A 16,663-nucleotide genomic window follows, 5' to 3' on the forward strand; every position below is an offset into this window, starting at 1 on the left:
CCCTTCTAAAACAGGATTACATTCCAGGAAGTCCCTTTGTGTATTTACCTAAAGTTTGCTGTGTCGTTTTTTCAACGGCAGCCAAGCCATCATTCACAGCTGCCAGCACTAGATCAGCGAGCATTTCCGGGTCATCCGGGTCAATTGCTTCTGGCTTGATTTGAATGTCAGTCATTTTTCGTTCGCCATTAAAGGTGACCTTAACCATATCATCTGGGGCAACCCCAGTGAATTCTTGCTCCTTTAAGTTTTCTTGTTCCTCCGCTAATTGTTTTTGCATTTTTTTCATTTGCTTCATCATTTTATTTCTGTTCATACCATTCATCATAAGTCATTTTCCTCCACTTTAATCGTTTTTAATATCTAAAATTTCTTTGCCAAACAACTCTTCAGCTTTCTTAACGACGGGTTTCTTGTTCTCATCATCGTTAGGATGGGCTTTGGGGTCTGGATCATCTACTTCCTGCTTGCCGCCACCGGCAATTTGATCCTTGTGATTCTTCAAATACTCACTTCGAATATCTGGCCATTGATTTTCAGGCACAAACACAATCTGAGGCGCTTTGCCGACGATCCGATCCAGGTTATTGCCCAGGGCATCCTTTAGCTCTGTATCCCCTTGAGCCTTTTGATACAAGAACGAATAGTCAAATGCCACAATCACCCCATCGGCACTCGCTGCAACCGGTTTGGAAACGTGCATGACAGCTCGTTGCGTAACTGATAGTGAGTTCATTAAATCTGGCCAAACTTCTTTGAATTGGTTTAATTGCTGACGGGTAGCCGATCCTAAGATAGGATAAATTTTGGCAATCTCAACATGCGCGTTAACCGGCTTAGCCTCAATCGACTTGGGAGCTGCCACAGCCGGAGCCGAAGGACTCTCTGATCCAGTTGTCGGTGCCTTTCGTAATTGCTCAATTTCCTGTTGCAACTGAGCAACCTGGCTGGTCAACTTTTCAATTCTGCTGTCAACTTCTGGTGAAGTCTGGACCGGCTGTGGCGCAGGTCGAGAAGCAACCGCTGTCTGCTCGTCTAAATGCGTAATCTTAACTGTCAACACTTCCAAATACACGTCCGGATGGGCTGTGTATCTGAGTGAATTGGAGATGTCATTGAGTTCATTAATCATTTGATAAATATCTTGATCACTGATTTCAGTACTCAGTGTCTTAAATTTCTCATCGACGACCCCCAGCTCCATTTGTTCGACCATTTGTGGATCCTGCTGGTAAAGAAGAATGTCTTGGCAGTAACTGGTCAAATCTTCAACAAACCGACTGGCATCCTTGCCGCCATCCAGGATCTTCTGAATGGTTATCAACGCGCTTTTGGTATCTTTTTGATGAACCTGATCCATGTAAGTTGTTAACAAACCATTAGTGACACTGCCAGTTACTAACAGGGCATTTTCGTAGGTAATTTGATTGTCCCCGTAAGACATTGCCTGATCCAAAATACTAAGGGCATCGCGCATCCCACCTTCAGCTGCTTTGGCAATCAACTTCAGTGCCTTGTCATCATAGTCAACTTTCTTCTGTTGCAGGATGTATTCCATTCGTTCCAGAATATCTTTGGGTTTGATTCGCTTAAAATCAAACTTCTGGGTTCGCGAAATAATGGTTGCCGGAATCTTGTGGGGCTCCGTCGTCGCCAAAATAAAAATTACATTAGCAGGCGGTTCTTCCAACGTTTTCAGCAGCGCATTAAACGCGCCTGTTGAAAGCATATGAACTTCATCAATAATGTAAACCTTGTAATCAGCCTGAGTGGGCGCATATTTTGCTTTATCTCTAATATCACGGATTTCTTCAACCCCATTGTTAGATGCCGCATCAATCTCAATAACATCGTTGAGACTTCCATCATTAATTGCCTTACAAGTTTCACACTCATTACAAGGCTCACCGTCCTTTAAATAATGGCAGTTCACAGCTTTGGAAAAAATTTTAGCTGCTGAAGTCTTCCCAGTTCCTCTCGGGCCGGTGAATAGATATGCATGACTAATTTGTTTAGTAATCAAGGCGTTTTTTAACGTACGTGTAATGATTGCCTGACCGACGATTTCATCGAATCGCTGTGGTCGCCATACCCGGTATAAAGCTTGATAGCTCATTACTAAACCCTCCAAAAAAGATAGCCAACTTTTAAAAACATCTAATAAAAACGTCTCAATAATTATATGATGAAATGAAGAATAATGCCAATACAAATGTGGCTGAAGAAGTTGATCATTCTGAACTCGGTTGCCTTCTCACCTAATTGTTGAAATTTAACAAATTAATTTGCTTGGCTTCACAAATTAACATTGCCCCTCCGGTTATTCCTGCTTGAATCGGCACACTTCACAAAAAAATCTCCCAGCATCTCTGCTGGGAGTCTAAAGTTCATAATCAAGAGACACAAGGTCGATGATACTTAGTGCTGCTTCCTTCCGGATCTGACACAGTTCGTAACCCGACCCTTGTCTCAGGGCCTTGCGGCAATATCTATCATAACTTACTATGAGAAAAATTTCCAGTCAGTTTTTCTTTTTTCTTTTTCGAGCTGCTTTAAAGAAGTCTTTCATGATCTGTGAACACTGCTTGCTGAGGATTCCTTCGGTCACGTTTACCTGATGATTCATTCGATTATCTTCTAACACCTGATATAAGCTTCGCACTGCACCGGCCTTAGGATCCCTTGAGCCAAAATAAACTGAACAGATACGTGAATTGACAATTGCCCCCGAACACATGAGACACGGCTCAATCGTTACATATAAATCACAATCGATTAATCGCCAGCTCTGGAGCATCCCACAAGCTTCCTGGATCGCCATAATTTCCGCATGGGCAACCCCATCGTTTAAATGCTCCCTCAAGTTGTGGCCACGGCCGATAATCACACCGTCGTGCACCACAACCGCCCCAATTGGAACCTCACCAATCACATATGCCTTTTGTGCTTCAACAAGTGCAGCCCGCATATATTGTTCATTAATCGAAGTTGTCATCAATCAACCTCACTGTTTGACGCTTTGCAAAATGTAGTAACCCTTATCCCGCTTTACAATTGTGCAGTTACCAAAGATTTGAGTCATCAATTTTTTGGCGGATGGGGCACCCTGTTTCTTTTGCAGTACAACGGTCAACGTCCCGTTTGGAACCAAGTGGTCACTGGCCCCTGTGATCATTGCATCAACAACTTTTTTACCGGCACGGACAGGTGGGTTGGTAACAACCGCGGCATACTGATCGGTCACCTGGTCATAAACATCACTGGTAAAAATATGAACGTTGTCGACTCGATTATCCCTGGCATTTTTCTGAGCCAACGATAAGGCTAGCTCGTTGACGTCAACCATATCAACTTCTCGTTTAGGAAAGGCTTTGGCAATTGCGATGCCGATTGGCCCGTAGCCGGTTCCCAGATCAAGGATTTTACCAGCGGGAATCAGATCATAGTTCACATTTTTAACAAGCACCCGACTTCCATAATCAACCGTGTGCTTAGAAAACACTCCGTTGTCTGAAGTGAACGTTAAGTTGTTCCCTAACAACGAAAAGTTCCATGTCAACGGATTTGAGACAACATCCGGATTCTTGGAATAATAAAATTGGTTATCACTCATAAAATAGCTCCTGTTCTCTTTTTTGGGAGAGATCCCATATTTGGTGGATACAAGTTTTAAAATCACAATATATTGTGTTCTTATCGTTGATTTTTCTCCCAGTTAGTGTAAACTGTAAGCATAAATCAAAAACGAGTTGAAGGGGAAGATGATTCAAATGTCAAAAATTACTTTATATTCAAAAAACAACTGTATGCAGTGCAAAATGACTAAGCGTTACCTGACTGAACACAATGTTGACTTCGAAGAACACAATATCAACGAACAACCACAATATGTCGACTACCTTAAAAAACGCGGCTTCATGGCCGTTCCCGTTGTCGATGTTGACGGCAAACAAGCATTCAGTGGGTTCCGACCAGATCAACTTCAATCAATCGCCGGATAAGAAGTCTTTATCCATTCTACCATATCCATTTAATCACTCACGGGCGAAACCACATTTGGTCTCGCTTATTTTATTCGCAAATTTAAGAAAGCGTGGTTCAAACTATGTCACTCCACAACTTAACTGACACATCCTATTTCGACTTAAATAACGAGATCAACATCCCAGTTAACGGCCAAATTCCACTGCAAAAAGATCAAGAGGCCCTGCAAGCCTTTTTAGACAAAAACGTTGGCCCAAACTTGGTTAAATTTGACAGCCTCAAGGATCGTTTTGATTACTTGATTAGTCACAATTATTATGAAAAAGACTTTATCAGCCAGTATGACTTCAGCTTTATTGAAAAATTGTACGCCTACCTTAAGGAACAGGGCTTTCATTTTAAATCATTCATGGCGGCTTACAAGTTTTATGCCCAATATGCTTTGAAGACAAATGATAATGATTCATATCTGGAAACATTTCTGGATCGGGTTGCAGTGAATGCCCTCTATTTCGCTGACGGCGATGAAAATTTGGCAATGAATTTAGCCGATGAAATTATTCATCAGCGATACCAGCCGGCGACCCCATCCTTCTTAAATGCTGGCCGGGAAAACCGGGGCGAATTTGTTTCGTGTTTCCTGATTCAAACAACCGACGATATGAACACAATCGGTCGAACGATTAATTCTGCCTTACAATTGTCCAGAATTGGCGGCGGAGTTGGCATCAACCTTTCAAATTTACGAGCTGCCGGCGATCCCATCAAGCACATCGAAGGCGCCGCATCAGGCGTTGTTCCGGTTATGAAATTATTGGAAGACAGTTTCTCCTATTCTAACCAATTAGGTCAGCGCCAAGGGGCCGGAGTCGTTTATTTATCAGTCTTTCACCCAGATATTATTTCGTTTTTGGGTGCTAAGAAAGAAAACGCGGACGAAAAAATTCGTTTGAAGACCCTATCACTTGGGGTGACGGTTCCAGATAAATTCTATGAGCTCATCAAGGCGGACGCCGACATGTATTTATTTAGCCCATACGACGTGGAACGTGAGTATGGTCAACCATTTTCATACGTTGACATCACAAAAGAGTATGACAACATGGTTGCTAATGACAATATCAAGAAAACAAAGATTAAAGCGCGGGACCTTGAAACTGAAATCAGCAAGCTCCAACAAGAATCCGGCTACCCATATATCATCAATATTGATACAGCCAACCGGGTTAACCCGATTGATGGGACAATCGTCATGAGCAATCTCTGTTCTGAAATTTTACAAGTTCAAACACCCTCAACCGTTGATAATGAGCAGCACTATATCAAACTGGGTAAAGACATTTCTTGTAATTTAGGTTCAACTAATATCAACAACATGATGAACGCCAGTGACTTTGGGCATTCAATCGAGACCATGGTTCGGGCGTTAACCTATGTCACTGATCATTCCAACATCGACGTTGTCCCTTCCATTCAAAAGGGCAACCATGAATCTCACTCAATCGGTTTAGGCGCAATGGGGCTTCACAGTTTCTTTGCCAAGCATCATATGCACTACGGTTCTCCAGAATCAATTGAATTCACCAGCACTTACTTTATGCTACTGAATTATTGGAGCTTGGTTGCCTCCAACAAAATTGCCAAAGAACGCGGCAAAACTTTTGACAACTTTGATAAGAGCAAATATGCTGACGGTAGCTATTTTGATAAATATTTTGCAAAATCTTTCGCCCCAACCTCTGACAAAGTAAAAGCATTGTTTGCCGATGATATGATCCCAACTAAAGAAGATTGGGAAGCCTTAAAGGAATCCGTCATGAAGTACGGCTTATATCATCAAAACCGTTTGGCAGTTGCCCCAAATGGTTCAATTTCATATATTAATGACACCACCGCGAGCCTACATCCCATTATTAACCGAATTGAGGAGCGGCAGGAATCTAAGATTGGCAAGATTTATTATCCAGCACCCTATCTCTCTAATGACACGATGCCCTACTACACCTCAGCTTATGATATGGATATGCGAAAAGTGATCGACATTTATGCCGCTGCTCAAGAACATATTGATCAGGGAATGGCGTTGACGTTATTTATGCGTTCAACTATCCCAGCCGGCTTGTATGAATGGAAGGAAGGCCGAACAGACAAGATGACGACTCGTGATCTTAACATTCTTCGTAACTATGCCCACAAAAAAGGTGTAAAATCAATTTATTACATCCGAACGTTCACAGATGACCAGCAAGAAGTTGGTTCCAATCAATGTGAAAGTTGTGTTATCTAGGGGGAAATTATGACTGAAAATTATAAAGCAATTAACTGGAACGCCATCGATGATCAAATCGACAAAGCAACTTGGGAAAAGCTGACCGAACAATTTTGGCTGGATACTCGAATTCCGCTATCCAATGATTTGTCTGACTGGCGAACATTAGATGAAGATCACCAATGGGTCGTTGGTCACGTTTTTGGCGGCCTGACGCTGCTGGATACGCTTCAATCTCAAGAAGGCATGGCATCTTTGCGAAAAGACGTCCAAACTCAGCATGAAACGGCCGTATTGAATAACATTCAATTCATGGAATCAGTTCATGCCAAGAGTTATTCATCAATTTTTTCAACATTGAACACGCCTGAACAAATTGATGAAATCTTCGACTGGAGTGATACTGAAGAATTTCTCCAGAATAAGGCACTCAAGATCCATGGCATTTACGTCAGCGAACCGGATCCACTTAAGAAGAAGATTGCCAGCGTCTTCCTAGAAACTTTCCTCTTCTATTCTGGTTTCTACACCCCACTCTGGTATCTTGGTCATAACAAGATTCCTAACGTTGCCGAAATCATCAAATTGATTTTACGGGACGAGTCTGTTCATGGAACCTACATTGGCTACAAGTTCCAAATTGGCTACAACCAATTGCCAAAGGACAAGCAGGAAGATTTGAAGAATTGGTTATATGATTTACTTTACAAGCTCTATGCCAACGAAGAGAAATACACGCACTTATTGTACGACCAGATCGGTTGGACTGAGGACGTGCTAACCTTTATCCGTTATAACGCTAACAAAGCCTTAATGAACTTGGGCCAAGATCCACTCTTCCCTGACACTGCTGAGGATGTGAATCCAATCGTGATGAACGGGATTTCAACTTCGACAGCGAACCACGATTTCTTCTCGCAAGTTGGAAATGGTTACCTGCTTGGAAACGTAGAATCAATGAATGATAGCGACTACGATATTTAACAAGGGTAATATTAAACCATCGTTAGAAATAGGAGGCTTCAAAATCAAGCAGCATGCTGCTTGATCTTGAAGCCTCCTATTTCTTGCTTGATTGGTCTTAAATCTTTCCACCGTGTCTACTAGTTACTTCACAATATCGGCAACCGTCTCACCCGCGTAAAGATCTTTTAAATTATTCATTGAAATATTTACCATATTCATGACAGAGCGAGTCGTATGGAATGCAGAATGTGGCGTGATGAGAACATTGGGCATCATCGATAATTTGATAACGTCAGCGTTATTCACCTGCTTAGTGGAACGAGAATCTTGCAGGTCAGCCGATTCATTCTCAATGGTATCAATTCCTGCACCGGCTATTTCACCACTTTGCAGCGCATAAATCAAATCATTGGTATCAACAATTGATCCACGGGCCGTATTAATCAGCAAGGCCGTATCTTTCATTGCTTCAAAAGTTTCATGATTAAATTCATGGTAATTATCTTTGGTTGCCGGCATGTGAATGCTAATAATATCACTTTGGGCAACCAGCTCCTGTAAATTATTTGTATAATGAAATTTATTTTTTACTGGATACTTGTCATAGGCAATAACTTTTGCACCAAGGCCTTCAAATAATTGAATAGCATGCCGGCCAATTCGACCAGTGCCGACAATTCCGACGGTTTGTTCACTCATGAGCCGACCCATAAAATCTGGTGAAAAATGAAATTGCTGTTTCTGGCGTAACTGCTGTTGCATATAACCCACTTTTCGTGATAAGTAAAGGGCCATCGTCACCGCAAACTCAGCGATACTTTCCGGGCTATATGCTGGTACGTTGGTGACAGTCACCCCATTATCGGCTGCAGCTTGTAAGTCGACATTGTCAGTTCCAACATTTCGCAATGACAGATATCTGATCCCCAACTTTTTGAAATCCTCGAATAAGGATCGGGAATAGTCGATTGTTTGCAAGCCCGAGATGCCATCGAATCCACGGGCTTCTTCAATGGTTTCCTGCGTTAAAGTCGTCGTAGTATAACTCACTTCGGTTTGATTATCTTTCCCCCATTTCTCGATAAACGGGATTTCGTCGTCCCTGACGTTATACGCAATAAATTTCATGATGCTCCTCCTAAACGAACAGAAATATGAAACGATTACATTAATTTTACCACAAAAAAAGGAAGGGTTCCCCAGCCACCCATTTGAGTGTATCTGGCTGGAGTCCTTCCGCTGTTAGTTATTTAATCGCCTTTACAAACCGGTCAAAGGCGGCTTGACCTTTATCATTCCATTTATACACACCAGCATCTTCGAGAACTCTGGCGAATACCAGACCAACTTCTTTATTCACTAACTCCTCAGTATTTTTCTGAGTGAAGTGATCCTTTTGCTTCAATTGATCCGCCCAAGGTTTATGATAATCTGCAATCTGATTATCTTCACCCAAAACGTACTTTTCGACTTCCTTCATCTCAGTTTTTAGCCGGGCAGGCAAGATTGCCCTGCCCATCACTTCAATGAGACCAATGTTTTCCTTCTTGATGTGTTGAACATCCTTGTGGGGATGAAAAATGCCATCTGGATACTCATCAGAAGTCTGGTTATCCCGAAGAACGATATTCATTTCAAATTGATCACCGTTCATTCGGGCAATTGGCGTAACTGTGTGATGCCGGGTGCCGTTGGTGTAGGCGCGAATATCCACAGATTCGTCGGAATAATTCTTCCAAGTTTCTGCAATTCGAGTAGCGGCGTCGACAACCTTATCAGCATCCTGACTCATCAACCGGATAGTTGCCATTGGCCATTTGACAATGCCGGCTTCCAAACCATCAATTCCCAAATCAATTGCGCGATCGATGGTGGCCTTCATCATTGGGAAGGTGTGCCGCCCTCCCTGATAATGATCTTGAGCCAGTAATGAGCCGCCAACAATCGGCAAATCGGCATTACTACCAACAAAGTAATGTGGTAGCTGCTTGAGAATATCGGTTAAATTAACAAACGTGCGTTGATTAATCGACATTGGCACATGTTTCTGATTTAAGAAGATGGCGTGTTCGCCAAAATAAGCATATGGCGAATACTGAAATCCCCATGGTTCCCCATTGATCATCATTCGGATCACTCGGTGATTGCTGCGAGCCGGATAACCCAAACGTCCAAGATACCCCTCGTTTTCGATAGCTAACGGGCCAACCGGATAACTGGTCGACTTTTTACGGCCAGCTGCCGCGATTGCCTTGGGATCCTTTTCAGGTTTAGAAAGATTGATGGTAATTTCCAGGTCACCGTATTCAGTTTCAGTGGTGTACGAAATATTTTTGGCAATTGCCCGTGTCTTAATATAATCGTTACTCTGGCTTAAATGGTAAAAGTAATCGGTGGCTTTTTCAGGAGATTCCTGATATTTTGTCCAAAAAATGTCATTCAATTTTGAGGGAATCGGGGTTAACAAATCCATTAATTGATCTTCCAGTATCTCCCGATTCGTAATCGAATCCTCGATTTTGCCGTGAGTCACAGCTAGGTTAACCAACTCATTAGCCAAATCAACAGCAGAGTCTTCATCAGTTGGCGAACCAAAGCCATCTCCGATCAACCGAAAGACCAAATTGGTGACATAGATCCGGTCAACGTTTGTAAAAGGAGAATCCGATTTGATAATTAAATCAACGAACTTTTCAACAACTGTTCGGCTCATACTAATTTCCTTTCCGGTCATCATAACCCTTTGGGTGGGTCTGCTTCCAATTCCAAGCAGTCTTGATAATCTCATGAACATCATCAAACTGTGGCTTCCAGCCAAGAACCTTGCGGGCTTTATCACTAGCGGCAATTAACGTGCTTGGATCACCAGCACGCCGAGGGCCCATTTTAGCTGGAATTGGCTTCCCAGTCACTTCTCTGGCGGCATCCAACATCTGCTTGTTGGAGAAACCAGTTGAAGATCCCAAATTAAAGGCATCGGAATCATGACCAGCTTGCAGATACTTGAGGGCAAGAATGTGGGCATCTGCCAAATCGACAACGTGGACATAATCTCGGACATTGGTACCATCTGGGGTGTCATAGTCATCCCCAAAAATCGTTAATTCATCACGTTCGCCTGAAGCAACTTGAAGAATAATTGGAACCAAATGCGTTTCTGGATGGTGATCCTCACCAATTGACCCATCAGCCTTGGCACCAGCAACGTTGAAGTAACGAAGAGCAACAAACTTAATGCCATAAGCAACGTCGCTCCAGTGCATAATCTTCTCCATGGCTAGTTTACTTTCCCCATAGGGGTTAGTTGGCACTTGCGGATCAGTTTCCTTAATTGGAATTTGTTTTGGTTCGCCATAAGTGGCTGCAGTTGATGAGAAAACAATCTTCTTCACGTCATGTTCATGCATCACTTCAAGCAAACTAATCATGCCACCGGTATTGTTGTCAAAATACTTCAAAGGTTTAGCCATTGATTCTGGAACAACCGAAAAGGCTGCAAAATGAATGACCCCTTCAATGTTCTCTTTATCAAAGACGCCGCTCAAAAATTGCTTGTCACGAACGTCGCCTTCATAAAAACGGGCTTTCGGATTAACCGCTGCTCTATGGCCAGTAACCAAATTGTCAACAACAGCGACGTCATACCCATTTGCGATCAATCGATCAACGGTATGGGAACCAATGTAGCCAGCACCACCTAATACTAAAATTGCCATCTTAATATCCTCCTTCAACTTAAAAACTATTTAATTTCTCTGGGACCATCAGAAATTTCTGCGATATAGAATTCTGCTGGACGACCAACTTCTTGCTCGTAGACTTTACCGACGTTTTCCTTGAAAGCAGCCACCTTGTCGCGTTCCACAATGGCGATTGCACAGCCACCAAAGCCGGCACCGGTCATTCGGGCACCAATCACCCCAGGCTGTTTCCAGGCGGTCTCAGCCAGTGTATCCAATTCCTTACCAGTTACTTCAAAATCGTAATGTAACGAAACATGAGAAGCATTAATCAATTTGCCAAATTGTTGGAGATCATTGTCTACCAACGCTTTTTTGGCCTGCAAAGTACGTTGATTCTCAAATACCGCGTGACGAGCGCGTCGAATGAGAACGTCATCGTTAATCAGATAACTATTTTCATCGAATTCAGTTTCGGTAAGGTCACCCAAACTATGAATATCAAGTTTAGTCTGTAATCGTTTCAAGGCTTCCTCACATTGGGCTCGGCGTTCATTATACTTGGAATCCTGTAATTGACGGTGCTTCTTAGTGTTCATAATGACGATCACGTTATGCCCCAACTTAACCGGGACATATTCATAATCTAAAGTGTTGGTATCGAGGAGGACCGCTTGATCCTTTTTCCCCATCCCAATCGCAAATTGATCCATAATTCCAGAATTAACGCCAATGAAATTATTTTCAACTAATTTACCATATTTGACAAGGTCCAGCTCTTTGATGTTAAGTGAAAAGACATCGTTAATAATCTCGCCAGTCAACAATTCAATAGCCGCTGAAGAAGACAAACCAGCTGCGTCAGGCAGATTACCGTTAATTGCCAGATCAAACCCATGGGTAATCTGGTGACCTTGGTTAATAATTTCTGCCATCATGCCTTTGGGATAATTAGCCCAGCCATTGGCTTTATTGTAAGTTAAATCTGCCAGTGAAAATTCGACAATCCCTTGGTCAGGGACGTTGGCCGAGTACATCCGAACCTGATCATCGTCACGTTCCCCATAAGCTGCATATATACCCATGCTAATTGCACAAGGGAAAACGTGGCCGCCATTGAAGTCCGTATACTCACCAATTAAATTGATCCGTCCAGGTGAAAAGAATACCCGACTAGCGTCATAACCAAATTTTTGTTTAAATTCAGTTTGTACATCTTCAGAAATCATAGTTTCATCCCTCTACATAATTTTAGTAAACTTTACTCAAATAGAATTTACCTCATTTTTGAAGCGTTGTCAACTATCATTAATTGATTCAAAGCTCCCATTCCATCAGTTCTTCAGCTTTATTAGCAGTGATCCACCACAATTTCTTAAAAATTCTAAACGATTCATCGCCTCCTAATGAAAGCGCTTGACCAAATCAATGCTGATTTGTATACTAATGTAGTAAAGTTCAGTAAATTTTACAATGAGAAAGATTATTAATTAGGGGATGTTTTTAGTTGGCTAAAGAAAATAATAACCAAACCCACTGGGGCTTTGTCACATTGATTGCCCTGGCTGCTGGAATGGCTGGGCTTTTATATGGATACGATACCTCCTGTATTTCAGGAGCAATCGGCTTTTTGAAGGATTTGTACCACCTGTCACCGGCAATGGAAGGCTTAATTACTTCCAGTATCATGATTGGTGGGGTCGTCGGGGTTGGTTTCTCCGGGTTCCTAAGTGATCGCTTTGGGCGCCGGAAGATCCTAATGATCGGCGCAATTCTCTTTTTCTTTGCGGCATTGCTTTCAGCATTTACCCGCACACCTGGAGAATTAATCACGGCTCGAATTGTTGGTGGTTTAGGAATTGGTTTGTCTTCCGCACTTGCCGTTACTTATATTTCAGAGGTCGCTCCGGCAAATATTCGGGGAACATTGTCATCACTTTATCAATTACTAACGACCATTGGAATTTGTGTGACCTACTTTGTAAACCTGACAATTGTTAATTTACACTCCTATAATTGGACATTATTCCATGGCTGGCGGTGGATGCTTGGAATTGGCTCACTACCTGCCCTCCTATTTTTCATCGCATTATTATTTGCACCAGAGAGTCCCCGTTGGCTGATTTCAAAGGAGAAAGTTGAACAAGGCTTTAATATTTTGGTCAAAATTAACGGCGTCAAAGGAGCCCAAGACGAGATGACCACGATCGCCACCGCAATCCGACGTGATCGAAATTCCACGTTGGCCAAATTATTTCAACCAGGCTTACGACGAGCTTTGTTCATCGGCATCTTTTTAGCCTTTTGTAACCAATCAGCTGGGATGAACGTGATTATGTACTATGGGCCGACAATCTTCAAGATGGCTGGCTTCGGTGGTAACTCCGAATTCATGGCCACGGCTGGCGTGGGTGTCGTGAACATGTTGGCAACAATCATTGCCACTACATTGATTGATAAAGCTGGCCGGAAACCATTAATGATGACTGGATCAGTTTTAATGACGCTTTTTAGTTTAGCGATTGCCCTCATGTTTGGTGGTAACAGTGGCCTCATTCTCTTGTTCTGTGTCTTTGGTTTTGTCATCTCATTTGCTTTTTCAATGGGCCCAATTCCTTGGATCATGATTCCAGAGCTCTTCCCGACTTACTTACGAGCAAGAGCTTCAGGAATTTGTACCGTGATTCTGTGGGGCGCTAACTTTGCGGTTGGCCAATTCACGCCGATGATGCTAAGCGCCTGGGGTGGTAAAATGACCTTTATTTTCTTCATGATAATGAATATTATCGGTTTCTTAGGCGTTTGGAAATTTGTTCCAGAAACCAAAGATAAGCCACTTGAGGAAATCGAATCCTACTTTATGCCAAAAGCAAAATAAGAATAGAATTTTGAAATCGTCAGTATTCAAAAAAATCGTAAGCCTGAGTTCCGTTCTGGCTTACGATTTTTTTAATCCCATTATTTAATTAGATGTTTAGTTTGTTTTCAGCCCCAGAGATAAAATCAAGTAGCTTCGGAATGCGAGTCGGCGTTTGATTCCGTGGCCGATTAACGATTAACAGCACTTGAAGGACAGAAAATACAAGTGAACTGCCCCGATAGTAGGCAATATATTTTGATTCCCATTTATCAACATACTTCTCTTTGTATGAACGCAGGCCCTCAAAGCTATAAAATCTGTATCCGTATTGATAGATCAGATGAACGATTCGTTCCTGAGTAAAACTAAATCGAGACGTGCCAACATTTGAAAGTGGTGACATGCCAAGATCAAAATACTTAAAGCCTTTTTTGGCTGATTCCTCGTACAAATTGATTAAAATGCCATCCATAATTCCAGATGGCGCTTTTGATGATGAACGCATCAAGTCAATCGATGTCGTCACCTGATTGCCATCTGGCATGATGTTGGCAAATGCGACAATTTCATCATCTGAATTTTTCATGACGGCGATCGGCGCTTGGTTTAAATAATAGTCGTCAAAGAACCCTAACGAAAAACCCTTCTCGACTTTACCACCAAGCCATTCATTGGAAATGTTCTTGATCGTCTTCATAAAGGCTTGACTAAATGGCGGCTCTATGACTTCAAATTTAAATCCTTCGCGATCAAATTTGTGCATGAGTGCCCGTTCACCACGATGCCGTTTCCCGCTCAGGGTGAATTGGTTTAAGTCCACCAAACCATCTTCACCTGTCTTGATAAAGTCAAAGCCGCTCTCATGAAGCTGCATGGTTAAATCCTGGTCAATCTCATAAAACAATGGCTTTAGTCCTTGTTTATCAGCAGTTTTCATGAAATCTTCAATCGCCGCGCCAATTTTTTCCGAGTTGCCGACCGGTTCACCCATAATAATGAGCTTGTCAGCAATTGGTTTGTACATGAAGAAGACTTGGTCAACCCCTCCTTCTTGGTAGAAGTAGATCTGTTTATCCCGTAAAAATGCAAGATGACTATCTTCATTGCCACCGAATTGATCGATGACTGCCTTCACCCGCTCTGCATCAAATGGTTGCGTCAACCACGCCGGCCGGTTAGCTGTTAAATAAATGTTGGTCACAAATAAGACCAACATTGCGATCAGCAACCCAATGAAGCCAACCAGCCAAATTGCCTCAGATGGAAATAGGTAGGCCGCGTCAAAATGAAGCGGTGAATGGCGATTAGCGGCAATTCCGACCAATGTATACACTGTGAAAGTAATGATAAAAATCGATCCATTGATGATCAGAGCACCCCATGAATTTGCCATCCGATCCCGATAGAGAACCCCTCTTGAAAGCCACAAAGTGATGAGAATGATGACAAACAGCATAATCATTCGCCACGTGAATGCTTCATTGAACCAAGTGTTCACAATCGATAAGATCACGACGGCAACTGTCGGCCAAAAAGCGCGCTTAGTTCGTGCCCAAATGCCACTCCCAAGGCCGATCAACAGAAACGCCACAATAATATTCATCAAATGACTCACAAAAAATATTGAATAAGGTACCAATCGAATGTAGAGGCGGTTCATGATAACGACATTCGGAACTGTCGCAAATAAGAGCATCATTACCCCAGAGAAGTACATGAACCCGGTTAAGAAGACCTGAGCGATCCGTTGGATGATGATCCGGGGTAATTCATCCAGAAATTCGTTAAGCTTGTGGCCGGTATCATGAGCGAATAAACCGGTTCCCACAATAAATGGCAGTAAATAATAAAATAGTCGATATAATAAAATCCAAACTAGTGCGTCACTTCTGGCAACGCCAATAAATCCTAAACCGATAATGACGAAAATATCGAATGACCCTAACCCACCAGGAATCATTGAAACAACTCCAGCAACGTTAGCGACAACAAAGATCGGAATAACTAACGCAAAATCAATCGGCAGATGCATCAAATACCCAATTAAAATGAAAAAGCCCAGGGCACTTCCCCACTCCATAAATGAGCCAAGAGTCATCGTCAACTCCTGTTTGAGGGTTAAATCTTTAAAAAAGCTGGAATTATTCATCCTTGTAAAAATAAACATAGTTGGAAAATAAGCAGCCCCACCAACGAGCCAAATCCAGTAGTGGGCAAACACGGTTCCAATCCTAAAACCGAAGATCATAATTAAGGAAACAAGGCAGAGCAATGACAGCCCCGAAATGAGGAAGAGAGCAACTTTTGAAATGGCGTACAATATTTGCTTTTTGGTCGCCCCTTTACCATAAAAATGGGCTCTTAAACTGGCACCAAGCAAGCCCCCGAACCCTAATAAATTGGTAAAAGTATTCACCACCCAGCCACTACGGACGACGTACCCCGGAGCGAATTTAGTAGGTAAAAACTTCACGATCGAAAAATCATATATGAGCATCGGCATGATTGAAACAAAGCCCAAAACCAGCATTATCAATAATGATCCCTTTGACTGACTGGCAAGCACATTTTGGAACTGTTGACCATTTACTTCACGAATAATTTTTGCAAGTTGACGAACCACGAAGATCAAGACTGAAAAAACAAATATCAGCTTGATCACCGTCATTCGTTTATCTATGAATTTCTTAAATCGATTGAATGCGTTTGCCACTCTTCTCACCTCTCAAATGTAATCCTGTTCCATTATGCCAATTAAATGGATCCGGAACAACAATTATGTACAAAAAAACTGCGCATCGACAATGTAGATTGCCAACACACAGTATGATGAAGAGTTTTAGCCTATTTAAGGGTAGTAACCACACTTGTTAGTACCAGTACTGTCCAGCTCCAATCAGCCAT

13 protein-coding genes and 1 other RNA gene are annotated in these 16,663 nt (G+C 42.3%); 4 read left to right on the forward strand and 10 right to left on the reverse strand.

The window, feature by feature from the left end:
- Positions 1-16: 16 nt before the first annotated feature.
- The 5 genes from FD12_RS00880 to FD12_RS00895 form a co-directional block, all read right to left on the reverse strand.
- Positions 17-328 (reverse strand): YbaB/EbfC family nucleoid-associated protein, encoded by a 312-nt coding sequence (locus FD12_RS00880; protein WP_054746766.1) that lies wholly within the window; start codon positions 326-328, stop codon positions 17-19.
- 18 nt (positions 329-346) lie between these two features.
- The gene (gene dnaX / locus FD12_RS00885) at positions 347-2,116 is read right to left on the reverse strand and encodes a DNA polymerase III subunit gamma/tau (RefSeq protein WP_056981159.1); all 1,770 of its coding nucleotides are present in this window, start codon (positions 2,114-2,116) and stop codon (positions 347-349) included.
- A 273-nt stretch (positions 2,117-2,389) separates the two neighbouring features.
- An RNA gene (gene ffs, locus FD12_RS13340) (signal recognition particle sRNA small type) lies at positions 2,390-2,476 on the reverse strand.
- A gap of 45 nt (positions 2,477-2,521) precedes the next feature.
- Positions 2,522-2,995 carry a tRNA adenosine(34) deaminase TadA gene (tadA, locus tag FD12_RS00890; RefSeq protein WP_056981161.1) on the reverse strand — a complete coding sequence of 158 codons (474 nt, stop codon included), beginning with the start codon at positions 2,993-2,995 and terminating at the stop codon, positions 2,522-2,524.
- Between the two features lie 9 nt (positions 2,996-3,004).
- A complete protein-coding gene (locus tag FD12_RS00895; protein ID WP_054746767.1) occupies positions 3,005-3,613 on the reverse strand; it encodes a class I SAM-dependent methyltransferase in 609 nt (202 codons plus the stop codon).
- Positions 3,614-3,770: 157 nt separating this feature from the next.
- On the opposite strand from FD12_RS00895, the gene nrdH reads away from it, so the two are divergent.
- The 3 genes from nrdH (at position 3,771) to nrdF (ending at position 7,237) form a co-directional block, all read left to right on the forward strand.
- A complete protein-coding gene (gene nrdH / locus FD12_RS00900; RefSeq protein ID WP_056981188.1) occupies positions 3,771-4,001 on the forward strand; it encodes a glutaredoxin-like protein NrdH in 231 nt (76 codons plus the stop codon).
- A 104-nt stretch (positions 4,002-4,105) separates the two neighbouring features.
- Positions 4,106-6,271, forward strand: coding sequence for a class 1b ribonucleoside-diphosphate reductase subunit alpha (gene nrdE / locus FD12_RS00905; protein ID WP_056981163.1), 2,166 nt, complete (start codon positions 4,106-4,108; stop codon positions 6,269-6,271).
- A gap of 9 nt (positions 6,272-6,280) precedes the next feature.
- The gene (nrdF, locus tag FD12_RS00910; protein ID WP_054746768.1) at positions 6,281-7,237 is read left to right on the forward strand and encodes a class 1b ribonucleoside-diphosphate reductase subunit beta; all 957 of its coding nucleotides are present in this window, start codon (positions 6,281-6,283) and stop codon (positions 7,235-7,237) included.
- Between the two features lie 123 nt (positions 7,238-7,360).
- Here the strand turns inward: nrdF and FD12_RS00915 are convergent, their stop codons facing one another.
- From FD12_RS00915 to FD12_RS00930, 4 genes are all read right to left on the reverse strand, one after another.
- Complete coding sequence (locus FD12_RS00915; RefSeq protein WP_056981165.1) at positions 7,361-8,347, reverse strand: D-2-hydroxyacid dehydrogenase; 987 nt, start codon at positions 8,345-8,347, stop codon at positions 7,361-7,363.
- A 118-nt stretch (positions 8,348-8,465) separates the two neighbouring features.
- Positions 8,466-9,932, reverse strand: coding sequence for a UDP-glucose--hexose-1-phosphate uridylyltransferase (locus FD12_RS00920; protein ID WP_056981167.1), 1,467 nt, complete (start codon positions 9,930-9,932; stop codon positions 8,466-8,468).
- Between the two features lies 1 nt (position 9,933).
- Positions 9,934-10,935, reverse strand: coding sequence for a UDP-glucose 4-epimerase GalE (galE, locus tag FD12_RS00925; protein WP_056981169.1), 1,002 nt, complete (start codon positions 10,933-10,935; stop codon positions 9,934-9,936).
- Positions 10,936-10,961: 26 nt separating this feature from the next.
- Positions 10,962-12,128: a galactokinase gene (locus FD12_RS00930; RefSeq protein ID WP_056981170.1), complete on the reverse strand. Its 1,167-nt coding sequence runs from the start codon at positions 12,126-12,128 to the stop codon at positions 10,962-10,964.
- A 278-nt stretch (positions 12,129-12,406) separates the two neighbouring features.
- On the opposite strand from FD12_RS00930, the gene FD12_RS00935 reads away from it, so the two are divergent.
- Entirely contained in the window at positions 12,407-13,777 is a 1,371-nt protein-coding gene (locus FD12_RS00935; protein WP_054746769.1) for a sugar porter family MFS transporter, read from the forward strand.
- A gap of 88 nt (positions 13,778-13,865) precedes the next feature.
- Here the strand turns inward: FD12_RS00935 and mprF are convergent, their stop codons facing one another.
- The gene (mprF, locus tag FD12_RS00940) at positions 13,866-16,427 is read right to left on the reverse strand and encodes a bifunctional lysylphosphatidylglycerol flippase/synthetase MprF (protein WP_056981191.1); all 2,562 of its coding nucleotides are present in this window, start codon (positions 16,425-16,427) and stop codon (positions 13,866-13,868) included.
- Positions 16,428-16,663 lie beyond the last annotated feature (236 nt).

Origin of the sequence: Lentilactobacillus rapi DSM 19907 = JCM 15042 (genome assembly GCF_001436255.1) — a bacterium.
Lineage (GTDB): Bacteria > Bacillota > Bacilli > Lactobacillales > Lactobacillaceae > Lentilactobacillus > Lentilactobacillus rapi.

Coding starts and splice junctions, on each gene's coding strand:
- FD12_RS00880 (WP_054746766.1), bottom strand. CDS start 328: ATGATGAATGGTATGAACAGAAATAAAATGATGAAGCAAATGAAAAAA.
- dnaX (WP_056981159.1), bottom strand. CDS start 2,116: ATGAGCTATCAAGCTTTATACCGGGTATGGCGACCACAGCGATTCGAT.
- tadA (WP_056981161.1), bottom strand. CDS start 2,995: ATGACAACTTCGATTAATGAACAATATATGCGGGCTGCACTTGTTGAA.
- FD12_RS00895 (WP_054746767.1), bottom strand. CDS start 3,613: ATGAGTGATAACCAATTTTATTATTCCAAGAATCCGGATGTTGTCTCA.
- nrdH (WP_056981188.1), top strand. CDS start 3,771: ATGTCAAAAATTACTTTATATTCAAAAAACAACTGTATGCAGTGCAAA.
- nrdE (WP_056981163.1), top strand. CDS start 4,106: ATGTCACTCCACAACTTAACTGACACATCCTATTTCGACTTAAATAAC.
- nrdF (WP_054746768.1), top strand. CDS start 6,281: ATGACTGAAAATTATAAAGCAATTAACTGGAACGCCATCGATGATCAA.
- FD12_RS00915 (WP_056981165.1), bottom strand. CDS start 8,347: ATGAAATTTATTGCGTATAACGTCAGGGACGACGAAATCCCGTTTATC.
- FD12_RS00920 (WP_056981167.1), bottom strand. CDS start 9,932: ATGAGCCGAACAGTTGTTGAAAAGTTCGTTGATTTAATTATCAAATCG.
- galE (WP_056981169.1), bottom strand. CDS start 10,935: ATGGCAATTTTAGTATTAGGTGGTGCTGGCTACATTGGTTCCCATACC.
- FD12_RS00930 (WP_056981170.1), bottom strand. CDS start 12,128: ATGATTTCTGAAGATGTACAAACTGAATTTAAACAAAAATTTGGTTAT.
- mprF (WP_056981191.1), bottom strand. CDS start 16,427: ATGACGGTGATCAAGCTGATATTTGTTTTTTCAGTCTTGATCTTCGTG.